Below are 18,061 nucleotides of genomic sequence, written 5' to 3'. Positions count from 1 at the left end.
CACATTTGCTCGTGCCCGGCTTAGGGTTTTAGGCTGGCTTGCACGGCCGCCGCGCCATCGCCGCCATCAAACGCCGTAACACCCGCCAACCAGCGCTGCAAGTCCTCGGGGTGGTCGCGCAGCCATTGCTTGGCAACCTCCTGGGGCGATTGGCGTTCCATGATCGGCACCATCAGTTGGCTTTCCTGGGCGGCGGTGAAGGTCAGGTTGGTCAGCAAGCGGTTGGCGTTGGGGCAGCGCTCGGCGAAGTCCGGCGCAGTGACGGTAGAAACCGTGGCGCGGCCTTCGTCGGCGCCGAACACATCTTCGCTGCCGGTGAGGTAGGCCATTTTCATGTTGATGTTCATCGGGTGCGGGGTCCAACCGACAAACACCACAAACTCCTTGCGATTCACCGCGCGCTGCACCGCCGCCAGCATCCCCGCTTCACCGGAGGCCACCAGCTTGAAGCCGCCCAGGCCGAAATGATTGGTGTCGATCATTTTCTGGATGTCGGTATTGGCGCCGCTGCCGGGCTCGATGCCGTAGAGCTTGCCGCCCAGTTTGTCTTTGAAGCGGGCGATATCAGCAAAGGTTTTCAACCCAGCGTCGGCTACGTATTGCGGCACGGCCAGGGTGGCTTGGGCGTCAGACAGGCTGGGCGTGTCGAAGACCTTGACCTGCTTGGCGGCCAGGAACGGGGCGATGTTGTTGTCCATCGCCGGTTTCCAGTAACCGAGGAAGATATCCAGGCGCTTGTCGCGGATGCCAGCAAAGATGATCTGCTGCACCGCGCTGGTCTGTTTGCTGTCATAGCCCAGGCCGTTGAGCAGCACGTCGGCCATTCCGGAGGTGGCGACCACGTCGGTCCAACTGACCACGCCCATGCGCACGGTTTTGCACGACGCAGGTTCTGCGGCCATGGCGTGCGCACTGAGTAGCGCGGCGCCGGTGAGGGTCAACAGGTAGCGGTTGAACAGTCTTTTCATGGAAAGAGGTCTCACTCGGCAGCTTTTATTGTGGGGAGTGGCGTCTAGCGCGCCGTGCCCAGCACCTTACCCGGCGAAACCTTATTTAAAGAGACCTACAGCGACCCTGTTTTGCACTGGGGCGACTGTGGTATTGCAGAACAAAACGCATGGCGACACTTTTACAGAACGCTCCTTTCCCCCCAAAACAGCAGGGAGTTATCATGTAAAACCTACACTGTCTACTGTTACATATACCAGTAGACGCCGCGCGCCGTTCAAACTTTAATCACACGAGGCACGGAGAAGCTCAGTCAGTCGAGTTCATGATCAGGAGAAACACATGACTACGCAAGACACTCAGGTTTTTGGACCGGAAAGTTTTGAAGCAACCCTATATTTTTCAACCTCTGAAGAACACTTCAAAGCAAACAGAGTCAGCGTAGAAGAAACCACTACGCCTTCAGGTGTTGTCTGCTGGACCCTTAAGGCTTATGAAGATACGCAGGACAAAAAAGACGGTACTACTGAAATAAACACCCTCCGACTTCATATAAAGAAAGACTTCGCGGGCGGCCCCGTTCAGATTGTTTCAGCGCTGTCTCCACCCGACATACGAGAAAATTCGGCAGCCTACTATAAATTGAAAGACAGCCCGGACGATGATGACGACTTGGTCGACACGGCTTATGAATTCCCGTCCATCAAAGGCGAACTTGTCTACTCATGGCCAGACAATAGAGCACGCATTACTGGCGCTTTTAACTTCAAGGTCAAAAATCCAGACAACACGGCATTTGAAATCAAAGGTGCTTACAACATTCTCAATAAAGGCATGCACTCAATTTAAATGTGCACTTGTTAACATATCAATATAACAGTGCGAGTTACCGTCCCCGAGAACTCGCACTTTAATTACCTTGAATAACGCTGCCGCCCCCAACCTAAAAACCCTTCCAGCAACTGCTTCAACACCACCCGCGTCGGCTCAGCCAAATCTGGCCGATAACGAAACGGCTCAAACTCTTCCATATAAGCGCTCTGGCACAACTCCAACTGCACGGCGTGGATATCCTGCGCCGGGTCGCCGTAATGCCGGGTGATGTGCCCGCCCTTGAAGCGCCCGTTGAGCACGTGGGTGTACTGCGGATGCGTGGCGCAGATGGCTTCCAACTGGCTCGCCAGCTCGGGGTCGCAAGCCGCGCCGTTGAAGGTGCCGAGGTTGAAGTCCGGCAGCTTGCCGTCGAACAGGTGCGGGATCACCGAGCGGATCGAGTGCGCATCAAACAGCAATGCGTAGCCGAACTCGGCTTTGAGCCGCGCCAGTTCCTCTTGCAGGGCGCGGTGGTACGGGCCCCAGATCTTTTGCAGGTAGGTGGCGCGCTCCTCTGCCGACGGCTCCAGGCCTTCGCGGAACAGCGGCACGCCGTCGAACAATGTCGCCGGGTACAGGCCGGTGGTGGCGCCGACGTACAGCGGCTTGTCGTCCGATGGCCGGTTCAGGTCGATCACAAACCGCGAGTACTCCGCCGACAGGGTGCTGGCGCCCAGCGCCTCGGCAAAGTCATACAGCGTGGGGATGTGCCAGTCGGTGTCCGGCAGGCTTTGCGCCTCGGGGATCAAACCGGCTTCGACCGCAGGCGTCAGGCGCAGGCCGGCATGAGGCATGCTGATCAGCAGCGGTACGCGGCCTTGTTTGAAGTTCAGAACCTTATCCACAGCAGTACTCCTCGTTCACAAAGGCAGCCTTAAACAGTGACATCGACGCCGTGGCGCACAACGCGTTTATCCAGCTCACCGCCGAGCCAGTAGGCCAAGTCGGCGGGGCGATCAATCTGCCAAGCGACAAAATCAGCGACCTTGCCCACTTCCAGCGAGCCATGGGTATCGCCCATGCCCAGCGCGGTAGCCGCATGCTGGGTGGCACCGGCCAGGGCTTCTTCCGGGGTCATGCGCAGCAGCGTGCAGGCCATGTTCAGCATCAGGCGCACCGACAAGGCCGGCGAGGTGCCGGGGTTGAGGTCACTGGCGATGGCAATCTTCACGCCGTGCTTGCGCAGGGCATCCATCGGCGGCAACTGGGTTTCACGCAGAAAGTAGAACGCACCCGGCAACAGCACCGCGACGGTGCCGGAGGCAGCCATGGCGATCGCGTCATCTTCGGTCATGAATTCCAGGTGGTCCGCCGACAGCGCGTGGTAACGCGCGGCCAGGCTGGAACCGTGCAACGACGACAGTTGCTCGGCGTGCAGCTTCACCGGCAGGCCGAGTTGCTGGGCAACCTTGAAGACGCGCTCAACCTGCTCCGGGGAAAACGCCAGGTATTCGCAGAACGCATCCACCGCGTCCACGAGCCCTTCCGCGGCCAGGGCCGGCAGCATCTCGGCGCAGATGTGGTCGATGTAATCGTCAGCGCGATCCTTGTACTCCGGCGGCAACGCGTGGGCCGCCAGGCAGGTGGCGCGCACGCTGACCGGCAGCGCTTCGCCGAGGCGACGGATCACCCGCAGCAATTTACGCTCACTGGCCAGGTCCAGGCCGTAGCCGGATTTGATCTCCACCGTGGTCACGCCGTCACGCAGCAAACTGCGCAGGCGCTTGTGCGCGCTGGCAAACAGTTCATCTTCAGTGGCGGCGCGGGTGGCGCGTACGGTGCTGGCAATGCCGCCACCCTTGGCCGCGATTTCGGCGTAGCTCACGCCTTCAAGGCGCTGCTCGAATTCGCCGCTGCGATTGCCGCCGAACACCGTGTGGGTGTGGCAGTCGATCAGCCCGGGGGTGACCCACGCGCCTTGCAGGTCATGCACCTGGGCGTAATCCGCCGGCGGCACTTGGCTGCGGGGGCCGACCCACTCGATGAGCTGGCCTGCAGTGACCATGGCGGCATCCTCGATGATCGAGTACTTGCCGCCTGCCATGGTTGCGACGTGGCAGTGTTGCCAAAGCGTTTTCATCAACGCCTCCCTAAGTTAACGATGAGACAAAGCCGTGTCGTAATGGACCTTGGCCGTTTGCCCGGCAGCGGGTTTGACCCACAGCAGGTAGGCCAGAACCAGCAGCACGATCCACACGGCGCCGACCAGCAAAGCGGCCTGGGTGTCCGGGAAATAACCCAGCACACCAAACACGAACAGCATGAACACGATGGCAGCCGCGGGCGCATACGGCCAGAACGGTACTGGGAATTTCAGCTCGGCGACCTGTTCTTTGGTCATCGAGCGGCGCATCGCGACCTGGGTGAACAGAATCATCAGCCACACCCACACGGTGGCGAAGGTGGCAATCGAGGCGATCAGCAGGAACACGTTTTCCGGGATCAGGTAGTTGAGCACCACGCCGCCAAGCAGCGCCGCGCCCATCACCACCACGGTCATCCACGGCACGCCTTGCTTGGACAGCTGGGCAAAGCCCTTGGGCGCCTGCCCTTGCTGAGCCAGGCCGTACATCATGCGGCCGGCGCCGAAGATGTCGCTGTTAATGGCCGAGACGGCCGCCGAGATCACCACGATGTTGAGGATGGTCGCTGCCGAGCCGATGCCGAGGTTGCTAAAGATCTGCACGAACGGGCTGCCCTCGCTGCCGATCTGCGGCCACGGGTAAATCGCCATCAGCACAAACAGGGTCAGCACGTAGAACAACAGGATGCGCAGCGGCACTGCGTTGATCGCCTTGGGGATCACGCGCTGCGGGTCTTTGGCTTCACCGGCGGTGATGCCGATGATTTCGATGCCGCCGAAGGCAAACATCACCACCGCGAACGAGGCGATCAGGCCGCCGATGCCGTTGGGCATAAAGCCGCCGTGGGCCCACAGGTTGCTCAGGCCGCTGGCCTGGGTATCGCCGGCCGAATGGATGCCGAACAGCATGATGCCGAAGCCACCGAGGATCATCGCCACAATGGCGCCGACCTTGAGCAACGACAGCCAGAACTCCATCTCGCCAAACACTTTGACGTTGCACAGGTTCAGGCCGCCGATCAAAAACACGATGCCAAGCACCCACACCCAGCGCGCAACTTCGGGAAACCAGAAGCCCATGTAGATGCCAAAGGCGGTGACGTCAGCCAGACAGACGATGATCATTTCAAACGCATAGGTCCAGCCGAGGACGAACCCGGCCATAGGCCCCAGGTAGGTGCTGGCGTACTGGCCGAAGGAGCCGGAAACCGGGTTGTGCACAGCCATTTCGCCGAGGGCGCGCATAACCATGAATACCGCGGCGCCGCCGATCAGGTAGGCCAGCAGCACGGCGGGGCCGGCCATCTGGATGGCTGAGGCGGAGCCGTAGAACAGCCCGGTGCCGATCGCGGAACCGAGTGCCATGAAGCGAATATGTCGGGCGCTAAGCCCGCGTTTCAAACCTTTTTCTTGCTGGTGCATTTCTCGTCCCTAATTATTCTTATGAGGAGAAGATCGTTCCCTCGCGCTGCGTGGGAAGGCCGCCTTGGACGCTCTGCGTCCGCTTTCGGTGCCGTGACGCGGAGCGTCACAGGAGGCGTTCCCACGCAGAGCGTGGGAACGATCAGCGTGTTAGAGACTTGGTAGCAACTTGGCCGGCACCAGCTCATTCAGGCAGCGGGTGGCGAGCAGTTCGCTGGCGGCATTGATGTCCGGGGCGAAGAAGCGATCCTTGTCGTAGAAGCCCACTTTGGCGCGCAGGATGCCACGGGCTTTTTCCAACTTCGGCGAGGTTTTCAGGCCATCGCGCAGGTCCAGGCCCTGGCACGCGGCCAGCCATTCCACCGCCAAAATGCCACGGGTGTTCTCAGCCATTTCCCACAGACGCTTGCCTGCTGCCGGCGCCATCGACACGTGGTCTTCCTGGTTGGCCGACGTCGGCAAACTGTCGACGCTGTGCGGATGGGACAGTGCCTTGTTTTCGCTGGCGAGCGCGGCGGCGGTCACCTGGGCAATCATGAAGCCGGAGTTGACCCCGCCATTGCCCACCAGGAACGGCGGCAGTTGCGACATGTGCTTGTCCATCATCAGCGAGATACGGCGCTCACTCAGGGAGCCGATTTCGGCGATGGCCAGCGCCATGTTATCAGCGGCCATGGCCACCGGTTCCGCGTGGAAGTTACCACCGGAGATCACGTCGCCTTCGGCTGCAAACACCAGCGGGTTATCCGACACGGCATTGGCTTCCACCACCAGCACTTCGGCAGCCTGGCGGAACTGGGTCAGGCAGGCGCCCATGACTTGCGGCTGGCAGCGCAGGGAGTACGGGTCTTGGACCTTGTCGCAGTTCTGGTGCGACTGGGACACCTCGCTGCTTTCACCGAGCAGGTCGCGATAGGCCGCAGCCGAATCGATCTGCCCACGTTGGCCGCGAGCGGCGTGGATACGCGCGTCAAACGGCGAGCGTGAGCCGAGTACCGCTTCCACGGTCAGGCCGCCGCAGGCCAGCGCGCCGGCGAACAGGTCTTCGCCTTCGAACAGGCCACGCAAGGCGTAGGCGGTGGACACTTGGGTGCCGTTGAGCAGCGCCAAGCCTTCTTTGGCGGCGAGGGTCAGCGGCGTCAGGCCGGCGACTTTCAGTGCTTCGGTGGCTGCCAGCCATTCGCCTTTGTAGCGCGCCTTGCCTTCGCCCAGCAGTACCAACGACATGTGCGCCAACGGCGCCAGGTCGCCGGAGGCACCGACCGAACCTTTGAGCGGGATGTGCGGGTACACCTCGGCGTTGATCAGCGCGATCAATGCGTCGATGACCTGGCGGCGGATCCCGGAGAACCCACGGCTGAGGCTGTTGACCTTGAGCACCATGACCAGCCGCACCAGCGCGTCGCTGATCGGCTCACCGACGCCGGCGGCGTGGGACAGCACCAGCGAACGCTGGAGGTTTTCCAGGTCCTCACTGGCGATGCGGGTCGAGGCCAGCAGGCCGAAACCGGTGTTGATGCCGTAGGCGGTGCGGTTCTCGGCGAGAATCTGCTCCACGCAGGCAACACTGGCTTCGATCTGCGCCGTGGCGCTGTCATCCAGGCTGAGGGTTACCGGCTGCTGGTAGATAGCCCGCAGTTGGGCAAGGCTCAATTGGCCTGGAATCAGATTTAGCGCAGTCACATTCATGCTCCTTGTGAATTATTTTTAGTGCAAATTAGGTAATACGTGGTGCAGCAAAGCGGTGTCTTTAAGCAACGCGGCGGCACTCGCGATATCTGGCGCCAACCAGCGGTCCTGCTCGTAGGCCGGGACCTTTTCACGCAGCAGGCGCCAGGCGCTGTGGGTGCCCGCGCCGAAACGCTGGTCCTTGAGAAACTCAAAAGCCTGGGCCGCCAACAGGTATTCGATGGCGAGAATCTGGGTAACGTTGGCCAACAGCTGGTGCAGCTTGAGCGCGGCGTTGGTGCCCATGCTCAGGTGGTCTTCCTGCAGGCCCGAGGTGACGAAATTATCGAGCACCGCCGGTTGCGCCAACTGGCGGTTTTGCCCGCACAGCGAGGCGGCGACGTACTGCACGATCATCATCCCGGAGTTAACCCCAGGGTTGCTGACCAGGAACGCCGGCAAGCCGCTGACGTGCGGGTTAATCAGGCGGTCCAGACGGCGCTCGGCCACCGAGCCGATTTCGGCCATGGCGATGGCGAGCATGTCGGCCGCCAATGCCACGGACTGCCCGTGCGGGTTGGCCTGGGACACCACGCGGTAGTTATCCGGCGTGCCCAGCAACAGCGGGTTATCGGTGGCGCTGTTAAGTTCGGTCTCGATCTGGCGGGTGGCGTGTTCAACTTGGTCGCGCGCCGCGCCGTGAATCTGCGGGATCGAGCGGATGCTCAAGGCGTCCTGAGTACGAATGCCCTTGCTGCTGGCGATCACTTCACTGCCATCGAGCAAGGCGCGCAGGTTGATGCCGACTTGCTGCATGCCCGGGTGCGGCTTGAGGGCGATGATGGCTTCGTCGAAGGCGTCGATCTGGCCGCGCTGGGCCTCAAAGCTCATGGCGCCGATCACGTCGGCCCATTGCAGCAAGTGGTGGGCGTCGGCCAGGGCCAGGCAGCTCAGGCCGGTCATGCACGGCGTGCCGTTGACCAGGCACAGGCCGTCTTTGGCGCCGAGTACCACAGGCTGCAAGCCTTCTGCGTGTAATGCTTCTTGCGCTGTCACGATCTGACCGCGATAGCTCACCGTGCCGACACCGAGCAAGGCCACGCCGACGTGGGCCATGTGGGTCAGGTAGCCCACCGAACCCTGGGACGGTACTTGCGGGGTGATGCCGTGGTTGAGCAGCGCCAGCAGCGAATGCACCACCTGCGGGTGCAGGCCGGATTTACCGTGGCTGTAGTTGATGACAGCCGCGCAAATGATCGCACGGGTTTGCTCGTCGCTGAGCACCGGGCCGACGCCACAGGCGTGGCTCAAAAGCGTATTGCGCGACAGCTGGCTGAGTTGCTCGCCCTTGAGCGACACATTGCACAGCGCGCCCAGGCCGGTGTTCACACCATAGGCGCGCTCACCGCTGGTGACGATGCGCTGCACGATGGCCTGGGCATTGTCGATGCGCGCCCAGGCGTGGCCCGAGAGTTCGAGCTCGGCGCCGAAGCGGGCGACGGCGACCACGTCCTGCCAGCGCATGGGGGCGTCGGCGATGATGATTTTTGCTGCCTGGGACATCTTAAGCCTCTTGAATTGATCGTTCCCACGCTCTGCGTGGGAATGCCGCCTGGGACGCTCCGCGTCCCGCTATCAGGTGTGACGCAGAGCGTCACGGGATGCATTCCCACGCAGAGCGTGGGAACGATCACTTACACCACCGCCGCCCGCCGCTGAACAAACCGGTCCACATACTCATCCGCCGGCGAATGCAGGATCTCGCGCGGGGTGCCGACCTGGATCAGCTTGCCGTCCTTGAGGATCGCGATGCGGTTGCCGATGCGCACGGCCTCGTCGAGGTCGTGGGTGATGAACACGATGGTTTTGTGCAGGGTCTTTTGCAGCTCGAGCAACTGGTCCTGCATCTCGGCGCGGATCAGCGGGTCGAGGGCGCTGAACGCTTCGTCCATCAAGATGATGTCGGTATCCGCCGCCAAGGCGCGAGCCAGGCCCACACGCTGGCGCATGCCGCCGGACAGCTGGTGCGGGTATTTGTTTTCGTAGCCTTTGAGGCCTACGGTTTCGATCCAGTGCAGCGCGCGTTCGGCGCAGACCTGCTTGGTTTCGCCACGCACTTTCAGGCCGTAGGCGACATTGTCGAGCACGCTCTTGTGGGGCAGCAGGCCGAAGCTCTGGAACACCATGCTGATCTTGTGCCGACGGAATTGGCGCAAGGCTTCCATGTCCAGTTGCAAGATGTCTTCACCGTCCACCAGGATCGCGCCGCTGGTAGGGTCGATCAGGCGGTTGAAGTGGCGCACCAAGGTGGATTTGCCGGAGCCCGACAGGCCCATGATCACGAAGATCTCGCCGGTGCCGATGCTCAGGGACAAGTCATTTACGCCGACCACGCAACCTGTCTCGGCCAGTACCTGGTCCTTGGTCTTGCCCTGGCCAACCAGCGCCAGGGCTTCCTTGGAGCGGTTGCCGAAGATCTTGAAGACGTTTTTAACTTCAATTTTGCTGACAGTACTCATTTGCTCGCCTCATGCCGTGGACGACCATAGGCCTGGGTAATGCGGTCGATGACCACTGCGAGAATCACAATCGCCAGGCCGGCTTCGAGGCCACGGCCGACGTTGAGGGTCTGGATGCCGACGAGCACGTCTTCGCCCAAGCCACGGGCGCCGATCATCGAGGCGATCACCACCATCGACAGCGCCATCATGGTGGTCTGGTTGATCCCGGCCATGATGCTCGGCAGGGCCAGCGGCAGTTGCACCCCAAAGAGTTGCTGCCAGCGGTTGGCACCAAAGGCGTTGATGGCTTCCATGACTTCGCCGTCGACTTGGCGAATGCCCAAATCGGTGAGGCGAATCAGCGGCGGTGCGGCGTAGATCACCGTGGCGAAAATCGCCGGCACCTTGCCCAGGCCGAACAGCATCAGCACCGGGATCAGGTACACGAAGCTCGGCATGGTTTGCATGATGTCGAGCAACGGCATCAGCACCGAACGCAGGCGATTGCTGCGCGCCGACAGAATGCCCAGCGGAATGCCGATCAGCACCGAGATCACCGTGGCGACCATCATCAAGGCCAGGGTTTGCATCAGCTTGTCCCACAGGCCAACCGCACCCACCAGAAACAGCAGGCCGACGATCACGGCCGTGGTCACCACCTTGCGGGTGGCGTGCCAGGCGATGCCGCCGACGATGGCCAGCATCAGCCACCAGGGCGCTGCGCGCAGCAGCCCTTCCAGGTTGACGATGGCCCATAGCAGGGTGTCGGAGATCTGCCGGAACACATCGCCGTAGTTGGTGACCAGCGAGTCCACCCAACCGTTGACCCAGTCGGCGATGGAAAACGTAAAACTCTCAGGAAACATATCGTGCTCTCGATCCAGTGGGTTGTGGCCGGGCGCCCGGTTGCCTGTTCAGACAACCGGGAACGCTCGCCCTACAAGGCCGCGTCGATTTTCTTGGCTGCGTCGTCGCTCACCCATGCGTGCCAGACTTCAGGATGTTCCTTGAGAAAAATTTTCGCCAGTTTTGGCGACTCAATTCGCTCTTTGGCCATGCGGCCCAGGTTCTGGTTCAGCAGGTCGATCGGCAGGTTGACCTTCTCCAGCACCGCCACCAACTCCGGCGCTTGTTCGTGGAAGGTCTTGGACAAGCCGACCTTGATGCTCACGCTTTTATCCACACCGGGCTTTTCTTCCAGCTTGACCAGGTCCACCTGGCCCATCAGCGGAGTGGGCGACCAGTAGTAGAACAGGATCGGCTCGCCACGCTTGTAGCTCGACAGCACCGCCGCATCCAGCGCCGGGCCGGTGCCTGGGCGGAAGTTGGTGTAGGTGCTTTCCAGGCCGTAGCTTTTGAGCATTTCGCTGTTGTCCAACTCACAGGTCCAGCCAGCCGGGCAATTGTAGAAACGGCCTTTGGACGGCTCTTCCTGGTCCTTGAATACCGAGGCGTATTTGGCCAGATCCGCGATGTTTTTCAGGTCCGGCGCCTTGGCTTCCAATTTGCGCTTGGCGTCGCCTTCGATCACGTAACGCGGCACGTACCAACCTTCCACCGCACCGACGACCGGCGCACCCACGCCAACGACTTTGCCGGCCTTCTCGGCCTTGTTCCAGACTTCGCTGCGGCCGACCCACTCTTCGGCAAACACTTGGATGTCGTTGCTGCTCAGGGCGTTTTCCATGGTGATGGAGTTGCCCGGCAGGCTGTCGGTTTTACAGTCGTAGCCTTTTTCCAGCACGGTTTGCAGGATGTCGGTGAGCAACATGCCGCTTTCCCAGTTCAAACCTGCAAATTTCACCGGCTTGCCGGATTCACACCAACCGGCCGCCTGGGCGCCAGCAGAGGCCAGCAAGCCCGCAGAAAACAAGGTGGCCAGCAGGGTCTTATTCATCTTCATTGTTGTGACGCTCCCAATCTTGAAATGGATTACGGCAGTCAGTAGGCGTCCTGCCCTGTCCACGTCCCATCAGGCCTGTGCAACCAGCCCGTTTGCTATTGGTGTAGCGCCCTGCTCTACCGGCAGGATCAGGTGTTCAGGAATTGCGCTGTGCCACTTTTTCGCACAGACGTAATAGAGGGCTGCGGGAAGTACCAGACCGATGATCCAGGAAATATCCACATCACCCAGCGCGGCCACCAGCGGGCCGGTGTAGAACTTGGTGGAGATGAATGGCAATTGCACCAACACGCCGAAGACATAGACGCTGATACCGAGCAGGTTCCAGCGACCGTAGCGACCGTTCGGGTCGGCCAGCGCCGGCACGTCATAGCGCTCGCGGGTGATGCAGTAGTAATCCACCAGGTTGATCGCGCTCCAGGGCGTAAAGAACGCCAGCAGGAACAGGATGAAAGACTTGAAAGCACCGAGGAACGAGTGCTGGCCGAGCAACGCGATCAGGGTCGCAGTACCGACAATAACCAGCACGAAAACCAGACGCTGCAGGCGCGTGACTTCCAGGCGACCGCGAAAACCGCTGATGATGGTCGCGATGCACATGAAACTACCGTAGGAGTTCAGCGTAGAGATGGTGACCTTGCCAAAAGCGATGCTGAAGTACAGCAGCGCAGCGGTGGCACCCGTGCCGCTCAAACCAACGATGTAAGCCACTTCGTGCCCGGCGAATTGCCCGTTGGACATGGCCGCGGCAAACACGCCGAGGATCATCGCCACCTGTGCACCAATGACCGAACCCGCGCCAGCGGCGAGAAAGGTTTTCACCGAGGACGTCTTGCTCGGCAAGTAACGTGAGTAGTCCGCCACGTAAGGGCCGAAAGCGATCTGCCAGGATGCCGCGAGCGACACCGCCAGCAAAAAACTGCTCCAACTGAAGTGGCGGATTTGCAGCAGTGCGCCAATGTCGGTCTGGCTGATCAGGCGACTGAACAGGTAGACGAAGGCGATCACACCGATGACGCTGGCGATGCGGCCGATCCAATGGATCACCCGGTAACCGAGCACCGTGACCAGCACAATGACACTGGCGAAGATAAGGATACCGACGCTGTCACTGACACCAAACAACTGGCCCAGCGCTTGGCCGGAAAGCACGGTGCCGGTCGCGGTAAAGCCGAGGTACATCAAACAGACCAGCACGATCGGGATGGCCGCGCCATAAACACCAAACTGCACGCGGCTGGAGATCATCTGCGGCAAGCCAAGCTTCGGCCCTTGCGCCGCATGCAACGCCATGACGCCGCCACCCACCAGTTGGCCGATCAGCAGGCCGATCAACGACCAGAACACATCACCGCCCAGCACCACGGCCAAGGCCCCGGTGACAATGGCGGTAATTTGCAGGTTGGCACCCATCCATAGGGTGAACTGGCTAAACAGACGACCGTGTCTTTCCGCTTCCGGGATGTAGTCGATCGAACGCCTTTCGATCAACGGGGTGGTGCTTGCACGTGCGTCATTTGCAGCCATGTCTGTTCAACCTCTGATGGATTGTTTTTTGGTGGTGCGGGTGAAACATGTCTTGTGTACACAGCCGGTCAACTGTGGGGGCTGGCTTACCTGCGATGCGGGCGACTCGGTCTGTCAGTAAAACCGAGGTGATGCCATCGCAGGCAAGCCAGCTCCCACAGGAACCTTGCCAGCCGTTACTTGATCATCGGGAGGTTGAGGCCCTGCTCTTTGGCGCAGTCGATGGCGATCTGGTAACCGGCATCGGCGTGGCGCATCACACCGGTGGCCGGGTCGTTGTGCAGCACGCGAGCAATTCGTTCAGCGGCTTCGTCGGTGCCGTCGCAGACGATCACCATGCCGGAGTGCTGCGAGAAGCCCATGCCAACGCCGCCGCCGTGGTGCAGCGAAACCCAGGTCGCGCCGCTCGCGGTGTTGAGCAAGGCGTTGAGCAGTGGCCAGTCAGACACGGCGTCGGAACCGTCCTGCATGGCTTCGGTTTCGCGGTTCGGGCTGGCAACCGAGCCGGAGTCGAGGTGGTCACGGCCGATCACCACCGGCGCTGACAGCTCGCCGCTGCGCACCATTTCGTTGAACGCCAGGCCGAGCTTGGCGCGCTGGCCCAGGCCAACCCAGCAGATACGTGCCGGCAGGCCCTGGAAGCTGATGCGCTCGCGCGCCATGTCCAGCCAGTTGTGCAGGTGCGCGTCGTCGGGGATCAGCTCTTTGACTTTGGCGTCGGTCTTGTAGATGTCTTGCGGGTCGCCGGACAGTGCCGCCCAACGGAACGGGCCGATGCCACGGCAGAACAGTGGGCGGATGTAGGCCGGTACGAAGCCTGGGAAAGCGAAGGCGTCTTCCACGCCTTCTTCTTGCGCCATCTGGCGGATGTTGTTGCCGTAGTCGAAGGTCGGGATGCCTTGCTTCTGGAACTCGAGCATGGCTTTTACGTGCACGGCCATCGACTGTTTGGCGGCCTTGATCACGGCAGCCGGTTCGGTCTTGGCGCGGGCGCGGTATTCGTCCCAGGTCCAGCCGGCCGGCAGGTAGCCATTGAGCGGGTCGTGGGCACTGGTCTGGTCGGTGACCATGTCTGGGCGCACGCCGCGCTTGACCAGTTCCGGCAGGATTTCCGCCGCATTACCCAGCAAGGCGATGGAGATGGCCTTGCCTTCCTTGGTGTATTTGGCGATGCGGGCCAGGGCGTCGTCGAGGTCGGTGGCTTGCTCGTCGACATAGCGGCTGCTCAAGCGGAAATCGATGCTGACCTGCTGGCACTCGATGTTCAGCGAGCACGCGCCGGCCAGGGTCGCGGCCAGCGGCTGAGCGCCGCCCATGCCGCCGAGGCCGGCGGTGAGTACCCAGCGGCCGGTCAGGTCGCTGTTGTAATGCTGGCGACCGGCTTCGACGAACGTTTCGTAGGTGCCTTGAACGATGCCTTGGCTGCCGATGTAGATCCAGCTGCCGGCGGTCATCTGGCCGTACATGGCCAGGCCTTTGGCATCCAGTTCGTTGAAGTGTTCCCAGCTGGCCCAGTGCGGCACCAGGTTGGAGTTGGCGATCAGCACGCGCGGGGCGTTGCTGTGGGTCTTGAACACGCCGACCGGCTTGCCGGATTGCACCAGCAGGGTTTCGTCGTCATTCAGGTTGGTGAGGCTCTCGACGATCTGGTCGTAACACTCCCAGTTGCGCGCCGCACGGCCGATACCACCGTACACCACCAATTCTTTCGGGTTTTCGGCCACTTGCGGATCGAGGTTGTTCATCAACATGCGCAGCGGCGCTTCAGTCAGCCAGCTTTTGGCAGTGAGCTTGTTACCGCGGGCGGCGCGGATTTCGACGTCACGGTATTTTGTAGGCTTGGTCACAGCTAAGACTCCTCGGCGATCGATGCGCGAACATTGATGGTGCGAAGGAGAGTCTTACGCACACATCTTTACTTGTACATACAAGCATATGCAATCGAGCGGCCAACTTTCTTAGCGAGGGCGTGAGATTTTTTGGGAAGGTGTGTGAAAGCCTTGGAAATTAAGGCCTGGAGGCTTGGTGAAATTTCTTGCGGAGGCGTTTTGCAGCGAGGGAGATTGTTCATAACAGCGTGGCGTTGCGCCACGCTGGGGCGTTCGGTAACAAATTGGTGCGCTGGCCGGAAACAGATCCCTTGAACAACACAGAAACAAGTGTGGGAGCTGGCTTGCCTGCGATGACGGTGTGTCAGCCAGCACATCCAGTACTGATACACCGCCATCGCAGGCAAGCCAGCTCCCACAGTTTTTAACCGAGTGCGGTCAGTTCGATGACGCAGCAGCGGCCGGTAACCGATAGGTCCAGCAGGTCGGTGTTACCGTCGATTTGCAGGCAGTCGTGATGCCCCAGCTTTTGGTCCAGCACCTTCACTTCATCCGCCACGCTGAACACCAGCACGGTCTGCGCCGTGGTGAAAAACCGCTGCACACCATCCACCCACTGAAAGCGCGCGTGGTAACGCTGGGGCGAATAAATCAGGTTGAAATCGCGGATCGGCCCGGTGATCAAGCGGCAAGAAACCTCGCTCTCACCACTGAACGCAAACGGCTGCAGCGGTAACAAGCCACGTTGCTCTTCGCCATCCACCGTCAGCACCATGCCCGCGCCTTTGATCACGGTGATCACGCGCTGGTAGCCGGCGAAGGTGGAGAACCCGCCCGACTCGGCGATATCGGCAATCGACAGGCGCCAGCCAAAGCCATCCAGGCCTAAGCCTGCGTCACGGGTGATTTCTTCGGTACTGCCGCCGCCGTTTTTCCACGGCATGCGGATGTAATCGGCGGCGCGCCAGACGTTCACTGCACTCATTTACTGAAACGTCCTTCCAGGCTATGACGGGAACCGGGGTGGATCAAACGCGCAGCGGTCACCGGCTGGCGCCCCGACCAAGTGCGGCGGCGAATCAACAGGCACGGCTCGCTCGTCTCGATCTGCAGCAGCTTGCACTCTTCAGCATCGGCGAGGATCGCTTCAACCACGTGCTCGCCTTCGGTCAGCGGCGCAACTTGGTTCAAGTAGGCGTACGGCGTTTGTTGCGTGAAGTCTTGCTGCAAGTAGTCCGGCGCCACCAAGGCGTTGACGAAACGGTCTTCGATTTGCACCGGGATGTCGTTTTCGAAGTGCACGATCAGCGAGTGGAACACCCGCCCGCCTTCGCGCATTTCCAAGGCGACGGCGCGCTCGGAACCTGCGGCCTCTTCGCACAAGTGGATGACTTGGCAGGTATGCCGATGGCCGCGGGAGGCGATCTCGTCGGCGATGTTGTGCACTTCAAACAGCGCCGATTGGCTCTTGGGCTCGGCGACGAACGTGCCGACGCCTTGCATGCGCACCAGCAACCCTTCGGCGGTGAGCTCGCGCAGGGCGCGGTTGATGGTCATGCGGCTGAAACCCAACTGGCTGACCAGCTCGCTCTCGGACGGCACGCGGTAATGCGGCGGCCAGTTGCCGTTGAGGATCTGCTGGCTGATCATCTGTTTGACGCGGGCATACAAGGGCGCCGGACTTTCGTCCATGTGGGCAGCCAGCGAAGACTTGGCAGGCGGAGTCGGCACAGGGAATCCTTGCAGGGGGAAAAGATGCATAGATTGCCGGAGTTTACCGAGCAGGCAAACGTCTGTATATGTATATACAAATAAACACACGACCGGGGTGCCTTGATCATGTCCGCTTTCTTTGCCGAACGCGCGCTGCTGCCTAATGGATGGGCCAACGATGTACGTTTTGAAGTCAGCGCCGATGGCGTGCTGACCCACGTTGAGCCTAATGCCAGTGCAGACGGCGCCGAACGGCTCAGAGGCCCGGTGTTGGCGGGCATGCCGAACCTGCATTCTCATGCGTTCCAGCGTGCCATGGCGGGCTTGGCCGAAGTGGCCGGCAACCCGAATGACAGCTTCTGGACCTGGCGCGATTTGATGTACCGCATGGTCGGCAAGATCAACCCGGACCAACTGCACGTCATCGCCCGCCAGCTGTATATCGAGATGCTCAAGGCCGGTTACACCTCGGTGGCCGAATTTCACTACGTGCATCACGACGTCAGCGGCCAGCCGTATGCCGACCGCGCGCAGCTGTCGCGGCAAATCAGCCAGGCGGCCGCCAGCAGTGGGATTGGCCTGACCTTGGTGCCGGTGCTCTACTCCCACGCAGGCTTTGGTGGCCAGGCGCCGAATGAAGGCCAACGACGGTTTATCAACAGCACTGAAAACTACCTGGACCTGCAAGCGCAGCTCAAGCCGATCCTCGCCGCGCAACCGGCGCAGCAGTTGGGCCTGTGCTTTCACTCCCTGCGCGCCGTCACGCCGCAACAAATCCATGATGTCCTGGCTGCCAGCGACAAGGCGTGCCCGGTGCATATCCACATCGCCGAGCAGCAAAAAGAGGTCGACGATTGCCTGGCCTGGAGCGGCAAACGCCCGCTGCAATGGCTGTATGACAACGTCGAGGTGGATGAGCGCTGGTGCCTGGTGCACGCCACTCACGCGGATGCTGACGAAGTGGCGCGCATGGCCAAGAGCCGCGCGATTGCCGGTTTGTGCCTGACCACCGAAGCCAACCTGGGCGACGGGATTTTCCCGGCCGTGGATTTCCTCGCCCAAGGCGGGCGCATGGGCATTGGCTCCGACAGCCATGTGTCGCTTAGTGTGGTGGAAGAGTTACGTTGGCTGGAATACGGCCAGCGCCTGCGTGACCAGCGGCGCAACCGCTTGTACCGCAGTGATCAGCCGATGGTCGGCCGCACGCTGTTTGATGCTGCATTGGACGGCGGCGCCCAGGCGCTGGGCCAGCCTATTGGTCGTTTGGAAGTGGGTAAACGCGCGGATTGGCTGGTGCTCGACGGCAACGATCCGTACCTGGCGACGGCGACTGAGGATGGGATTCTTAATCGCTGGCTGTTCGCCGGCGGTGATCGGCAAGTGCGCGATGTGCTGGTCAACGGCAAGTGGGTGGTGCGCGATGGGCGGCATGCGGGTGAGGAAGAGAGCAGCCGCGCCTTTACGCAAGTCCTGAGAGACCTGCTGGGCTAACAGGCAACACATAACAAATGTGGGAGCTGGCTTGCCTGCGATAGCATCACCGAGGTGTTTGCATCGCAGGCAAGCCAACTCCCACATTTTTTGATTGGCGGTG

The 18,061-nt window shown here is 61.1% G+C and carries 15 protein-coding genes; 2 read left to right on the top strand and 13 right to left on the bottom strand.

Going from position 1 to position 18,061, the window contains the following annotated elements:
* Positions 1-20 precede the first annotated feature (20 nt).
* Positions 21-968 carry a choline ABC transporter substrate-binding protein gene (locus K0P33_RS03040; RefSeq protein ID WP_094949324.1) on the bottom strand — a complete coding sequence of 316 codons (948 nt, stop codon included), beginning with the start codon at positions 966-968 and terminating at the stop codon, positions 21-23.
* 322 nt (positions 969-1,290) lie between these two features.
* Here K0P33_RS03040 and K0P33_RS03035 point away from each other — a divergent pair, with 322 nt between their 5' ends.
* A complete protein-coding gene (locus K0P33_RS03035; protein ID WP_094949325.1) occupies positions 1,291-1,797 on the top strand; it encodes a hypothetical protein in 507 nt (168 codons plus the stop codon).
* Between the two features lie 65 nt (positions 1,798-1,862).
* Here the strand turns inward: K0P33_RS03035 and hutG are convergent, their stop codons facing one another.
* The 12 genes from hutG to hutC form a co-directional block, all read right to left on the bottom strand.
* On the bottom strand, positions 1,863-2,666 hold the full coding sequence (hutG, locus tag K0P33_RS03030; RefSeq protein ID WP_094949326.1) for an N-formylglutamate deformylase: 804 nt from the start codon (positions 2,664-2,666) through the stop codon (positions 1,863-1,865).
* Positions 2,667-2,695: 29 nt separating this feature from the next.
* Entirely contained in the window at positions 2,696-3,901 is a 1,206-nt protein-coding gene (gene hutI / locus K0P33_RS03025; protein WP_094949327.1) for an imidazolonepropionase, read from the bottom strand.
* A gap of 15 nt (positions 3,902-3,916) precedes the next feature.
* Entirely contained in the window at positions 3,917-5,326 is a 1,410-nt protein-coding gene (locus K0P33_RS03020) for an amino acid permease (RefSeq protein ID WP_094949328.1), read from the bottom strand.
* A 150-nt stretch (positions 5,327-5,476) separates the two neighbouring features.
* Entirely contained in the window at positions 5,477-7,015 is a 1,539-nt protein-coding gene (gene hutH / locus K0P33_RS03015; protein ID WP_242153965.1) for a histidine ammonia-lyase, read from the bottom strand.
* A gap of 18 nt (positions 7,016-7,033) precedes the next feature.
* Positions 7,034-8,557, bottom strand: coding sequence for a histidine ammonia-lyase (hutH, locus tag K0P33_RS03010; RefSeq protein ID WP_242153963.1), 1,524 nt, complete (start codon positions 8,555-8,557; stop codon positions 7,034-7,036).
* Positions 8,558-8,688: 131 nt separating this feature from the next.
* Positions 8,689-9,513, bottom strand: coding sequence for a glycine betaine/L-proline ABC transporter ATP-binding protein (locus K0P33_RS03005; RefSeq protein WP_094949331.1), 825 nt, complete (start codon positions 9,511-9,513; stop codon positions 8,689-8,691).
* Complete coding sequence (locus K0P33_RS03000; protein WP_083355696.1) at positions 9,510-10,361, bottom strand: proline/glycine betaine ABC transporter permease; 852 nt, start codon at positions 10,359-10,361, stop codon at positions 9,510-9,512. The genes K0P33_RS03005 and K0P33_RS03000 overlap by 4 nt, the downstream gene beginning before the upstream one ends.
* 71 nt (positions 10,362-10,432) lie before the next feature.
* Positions 10,433-11,398: an ABC transporter substrate-binding protein gene (locus tag K0P33_RS02995; protein WP_094949332.1), complete on the bottom strand. Its 966-nt coding sequence runs from the start codon at positions 11,396-11,398 to the stop codon at positions 10,433-10,435.
* Positions 11,399-11,467: 69 nt separating this feature from the next.
* Complete coding sequence (locus K0P33_RS02990; RefSeq protein ID WP_242153960.1) at positions 11,468-12,925, bottom strand: cytosine permease; 1,458 nt, start codon at positions 12,923-12,925, stop codon at positions 11,468-11,470.
* 176 nt (positions 12,926-13,101) lie between these two features.
* Positions 13,102-14,772, bottom strand: a complete 1,671-nt coding sequence (gene hutU / locus K0P33_RS02985; RefSeq protein ID WP_094949334.1) for a urocanate hydratase — start codon at positions 14,770-14,772, stop codon at positions 13,102-13,104.
* 406 nt (positions 14,773-15,178) lie between these two features.
* Positions 15,179-15,739, bottom strand: a complete 561-nt coding sequence (locus tag K0P33_RS02980) for a HutD family protein (protein WP_083355699.1) — start codon at positions 15,737-15,739, stop codon at positions 15,179-15,181.
* Positions 15,736-16,515, bottom strand: coding sequence for a histidine utilization repressor (gene hutC / locus K0P33_RS02975; RefSeq protein WP_242153958.1), 780 nt, complete (start codon positions 16,513-16,515; stop codon positions 15,736-15,738). Before hutC ends, K0P33_RS02980 begins: the two co-directional genes overlap by 4 nt.
* Before the next feature lie 78 nt (positions 16,516-16,593).
* Here hutC and K0P33_RS02970 point away from each other — a divergent pair, with 78 nt between their 5' ends.
* Positions 16,594-17,958 (top strand): formimidoylglutamate deiminase, encoded by a 1,365-nt coding sequence (locus K0P33_RS02970; protein WP_094949336.1) that lies wholly within the window; start codon positions 16,594-16,596, stop codon positions 17,956-17,958.
* The last annotated feature ends 103 nt before the right edge of the window (positions 17,959-18,061 follow it).

Origin of the sequence: Pseudomonas sp. ArH3a (assembly GCF_022648765.1) — a bacterium.
Lineage (GTDB): Bacteria > Pseudomonadota > Gammaproteobacteria > Pseudomonadales > Pseudomonadaceae > Aquipseudomonas.
The sequence above is the reverse complement of the archived record's forward strand: the minus strand, read 5'-3'. Positions and strand labels throughout refer to the sequence as shown.